This is a genomic window from Lamprobacter sp., from assembly GCF_034860625.1.
Taxonomy (GTDB): Bacteria; Pseudomonadota; Gammaproteobacteria; order Chromatiales; family Chromatiaceae; genus Lamprobacter.
Genome location: NZ_JAYESN010000272.1, coordinates 1 through 3780, shown reverse-complemented (window position 1 = coordinate 3780; position 3780 = coordinate 1). Strand labels below are relative to the sequence as shown.

At 62.7% G+C, this 3780-nt stretch carries 5 protein-coding genes; 4 read left to right on the top strand and 1 reads right to left on the bottom strand.

Going from position 1 to position 3780, the window contains the following annotated elements; genetic code table 11:
• From VBE63_RS25885 to VBE63_RS25875, 3 genes are all read left to right on the top strand, one after another.
• A partial coding sequence (locus VBE63_RS25885) for a WYL domain-containing protein (RefSeq protein WP_323685882.1) occupies positions 1–388 on the top strand: 388 nt, incomplete at its 5' end.
• 5 nt (positions 389–393) lie between these two features.
• Positions 394–618, top strand: a complete 225-nt coding sequence (locus tag VBE63_RS25880) for a hypothetical protein (RefSeq protein WP_323685881.1) — start codon at positions 394–396, stop codon at positions 616–618.
• A gap of 59 nt (positions 619–677) precedes the next feature.
• On the top strand, positions 678–2582 hold the full coding sequence (locus tag VBE63_RS25875) for a hypothetical protein (protein ID WP_323685880.1): 1905 nt from the start codon (positions 678–680) through the stop codon (positions 2580–2582).
• 20 nt (positions 2583–2602) lie between these two features.
• Here the strand turns inward: VBE63_RS25875 and VBE63_RS25870 are convergent, their stop codons facing one another.
• Positions 2603–3040: a hypothetical protein gene (locus VBE63_RS25870; protein ID WP_323685879.1), complete on the bottom strand. Its 438-nt coding sequence runs from the start codon at positions 3038–3040 to the stop codon at positions 2603–2605.
• Between the two features lie 454 nt (positions 3041–3494).
• Here VBE63_RS25870 and VBE63_RS25865 point away from each other — a divergent pair, with 454 nt between their 5' ends.
• Positions 3495–3773, top strand: coding sequence for a hypothetical protein (locus VBE63_RS25865; RefSeq protein ID WP_323685878.1), 279 nt, complete (start codon positions 3495–3497; stop codon positions 3771–3773).
• Positions 3774–3780: the final 7 nt, after the last annotated feature.

The window sequence follows — 3780 nt, the reverse complement described above, 5'->3', positions numbered from 1 at the left end:
TGAGGCCCTGACCAACCAGCCGGCGCGCGCGGCAGCAGGCTTCGACCTGGATCAGTCGATCGCCGAAGGCAAGGTCGACTTCGGTCAAGGCCGGCTGATCGATCTGGAACTGCGCGTGCGTGGCTATCTGGTGTCCCTGCTCAGCGTCTGCCCGCTGAGTCCCGATCAGCAGCTCGAGGATGAGCCAGAAACCTCAGCGTTCAGGCTCCGGGTGTCCGCGCGGCTGCCCTCCACAGGTCAATTGCTGCGTTGGCTGCTTGGCGCTGGCGATAATCTCGAAGTGATCGCCCCGGTGGAGCTGCGTCATGTGATGCGGGCGCAGTCGGATAAGGTGGCAGCGCTCTATCGCTTGCCGGACTCAGGCGATGGTGGCGGTGAGCGCGGATGACGGTCATGGCGACACCCTCATCCGTCTATGAGGTCATCGCGATCACGCTGGCGTTGGTCGCTTTGATCCTGTGGCTAGCGGTCTCGGCCGAACGGCGCTACCATCGGCTGCCACTGGTCACGGCGAGTGTCCTCGTGCTGAGCCTCATGTGGGGCCATGAGCAGGTTTGGGCGGTGCTGTGGGCCTTGGCGTTGCGGATTCAGGGCCTGTTGTCGGCGCTGGCTGGATAGCACGGGTTTTTTCATCGCCAATCACGCCAATCATGTGAACTCAAGGAGGAGCCGTCGCGATGTCTCAGTCAGACCCCCAGCCTCTGGACAGGCCGCAAGCCGCGGGTCCCCTGGCCATGACCCTTGGCCTGCTGCTGGGTGGCTTTGTCCTGTTCGGCGCGGTCGAGGCCTTCGCGCTCCTACCCTGCTGGGCCGCGCTTCTACCAACAATCCTCATCGCCGCGCCAATCTGGCTCGCCCTGCGCGAGTCGGCGTTGTTTAATCGCCGCGCCCTGCTCGACGGCGCAACCCACGCCGACAGCCGGGTCCGCGGCCTGCTCTGGCAGGGCCATCTGAGCAGCGCCCTGCTGCTCGTCGGCGCCATCAGCCTGACCACGGTGCTCTTAGCCATGGGCACGCTGCTCAGCGCCACCCAATGGCTGGCGGTGTTTGCCAGCCTGCTGCTGTTGCCCTGGCTCTATACGGCCTTGCGCCGCTACCAGAAGGCCGATCTTCGCCCCGAGGCGCTGGGCATCGTCACCCGCGGCTGGCCGCTGCGCTGGGCGAGCATCCTCCTCCTGGCGCTCGCCTTCTTCGTCATCGACTTCGCGATCACCGGCACGGCGGATACCCGGCTCGCCGACTGGCGTGTGCTGCTCGAGCAGAGCTTCGCGACCCACAGCGCACAGGCCACCTGCCCGGCGCTGGGTTGGCTGATCGGCGTCTTTGCCGCGATCGATCAGCTGAGTTGGCACTGGGCACAGGTCATCATCCCGCAACTGTCCGATCTGCCACTGCAGCTGCTGGCCTGGATTGTCTTTTTGCTGCGCTTCGGGCTCATCGCCGCCGGTGTCACCCTGTATCTGATCGGGATCATCCTGCTCGTCGAACAACGCAGCCGACCGGTCGAGGCCGTCGTCGGCGGTGGCGCCCTCGTCAAGACCTTCCTGCTCACCATCCTGCTTCTGGCGCTGCCTGTGCTCTACGCCAGCCTCAAGCTGCGGAATCTGGATCTCGAGGCGTTCCAGACCCTGCCCGAGCCGCTCGCCGAGCACCTCGATCCCTGCCATCCCGATGCCAAAGCTCGCACGGCGCTGCGCGCTGAGCTGAATGCCGAGGTCGCCGCCGAGCTCGCGGTGATCGATCAGCAGATGGCGAGTCACGTGGATGCCAAGATCGACGCCCTGTTCGCCAAGCTCGACCGCGGCGTGGAGGCGTATCTCGATTGGTACTTCACGGTTGCAGGCGAGTATCAGCGCCTCGGTGCCGTGATCGCCGGCGATCTTCCCGCGCTCATGACCGAGCAACTCCAGCAGCGAGTCTTCGAGGACACCGGCTTTCAGCGTGAACTGGAGGCGATTAGTACGGAGGCCCTCGAACAGGCCGACGTGCGGCTCGCCGGGTTGGGTCAGGGCCTTGCCCAACAGCTCTCTGCATGGCAGGCGGACTCGGCCTGTCGTCCCGACATGCTGAACCTGGCGGAGGTCGCGACGCTCAACCGTGATGGCCTGCGCGCCCTGAGCGCCGCTGGCTTTGGCGCGACCACCGGGGCGACGGTCATGGCTGCTGGCCTGCTGTCGAAGACCGTCGCTGCAAAAGTCGTCGGCAAGGTCGCGGCCAAGAAGAGCTTTCAGCTGGGAGCCACCCTGTTGGGCAAGGTCGCTGCCAAGAAAGGCGCGTCTGCCGGTGCCGCCGCCCTCGGTGCGACTGCGGTCTGCGCACCTGCTGGTCTGGGCGCAATCGCCTGCGGTGCCGTTGCCGGTGTTGCGACCTGGCTCGCCGCCGATAAAGTCTTCGTCGAGATCGATGAAGCCCTCTCGCGCGAGGAGATGCGCGCCGATATCCTGGAGGTGCTGAATGCCGAGAAGGAAACCCTCAAGGAGGCCCTCAACACGCAGCATGAGACCTGGCTGCTGCAAGTTGGAGGTGGGTTGAGGACAACCCTTGATAGCACCTTCGTGCCGATGCGTGATGGGTTGCGGTAAGGCGTCAGTGGCTTGATGATTTATTCACTGCGTTGGTCGCACTGATCGGCTGCAGAGAGCCTTGCTCCCCCCTCCCAGGTAGCCTCGATCGCCTCGCCTAACGCCCAGACGGTTGCACCAACCCCGGCACCGATTGGGCCGCCCACGGCAGCCCCAATGCCAACGCTCGCACCAAAACCGACCCCTTTAGAGACACGACGAGTCAACTGGAGATCTTCCTGATACTGATCCATCATCTGCCGAGTCGCCAATTCTGCAGCATCTGCCAGCAGGAGGTAAGGCGAGGCCGCAGTGCGCGCAACTGTCTTACCTGCCGCCTTGCTCGCATACTTAGCAACCACTTTAGCGCCATTGGTTCGTACCCAACTCCGGGCTAGCTGACGCGCAGGCAGCACAGCTAAGCGCTCAATGAGTCCGTGATCATTCGTTGCAATGGTAGGGGTTTCTTGTGCAGTCATGGACGTTCTCCAAATAGGCCGTTGATAAAAACGCTGTCAGGAGATCAACGCTATGACTGCTGCGATTTTCAGAAATCACCAAATCTCGCGACTTCAGGCTCATAGCCGCTCATGTTCTCTTCTAGATGAAGCACGCATCCCTGTATGTGTGACGATCTTCTAAACTGAATCTCCAGGCCCGGTGAATGACCGCAGCTCTTGCTTTTAAGCGAGCTTCGTGTTGCTAGGGCCTGGTGATGGCGGACATGAAAGTACCCGTGGCATCCAATCTGCGCTCCAGACTCTTTGAGTTTGACTTCATCCCTGACCCTACCAAGACGATAGTCGTCGTCTTGCGGCGTAGCTGACAGCAACCCTCTAACACACAAACCACCGCAAACGGCTAAAAATCGCTCCTCGCACTGCGTTGATCTGACTGTCGGGCAGTCCCTTACAGTCATAGAGGAGCGCAAAGATGGCCAGAATCCCCAACGCCAGCAACTACCGAAACCGTCCTCCGTCAGATCGCACACGCCCTTCGCGTCGTCCGCACCGCTCTCACCACCAGCCTCGGAATCGCCATCAGGCGCGTCACCCGCGCCACCAGCCTGCGCTAAGCCGAGCGGCGAAATACACCTTATTCGGGACAGGCGTTGCCGTTCTCATCTATCTGCTATGGGGCGGCTGGGGACTCTTCCTGGCGCTGCTCATCTTGGTGGCCATCCTGTTCGCGCGTCATGCCTGGCGCCTCTGAGGTGCTG

What these genes read in the sequence shown, in the direction of transcription:
- VBE63_RS25880 (WP_323685881.1), top strand. Translation starts at nt 394, where the DNA reads ATGGCGACACCCTCATCCGTCTATGAGGTCATCGCGATCACGCTGGCG.
- VBE63_RS25875 (WP_323685880.1), top strand. Translation starts at nt 678, where the DNA reads ATGTCTCAGTCAGACCCCCAGCCTCTGGACAGGCCGCAAGCCGCGGGT.
- VBE63_RS25870 (WP_323685879.1), bottom strand. Translation starts at nt 3,040, where the DNA reads ATGACTGCACAAGAAACCCCTACCATTGCAACGAATGATCACGGACTC.
- VBE63_RS25865 (WP_323685878.1), top strand. Translation starts at nt 3,495, where the DNA reads ATGGCCAGAATCCCCAACGCCAGCAACTACCGAAACCGTCCTCCGTCA.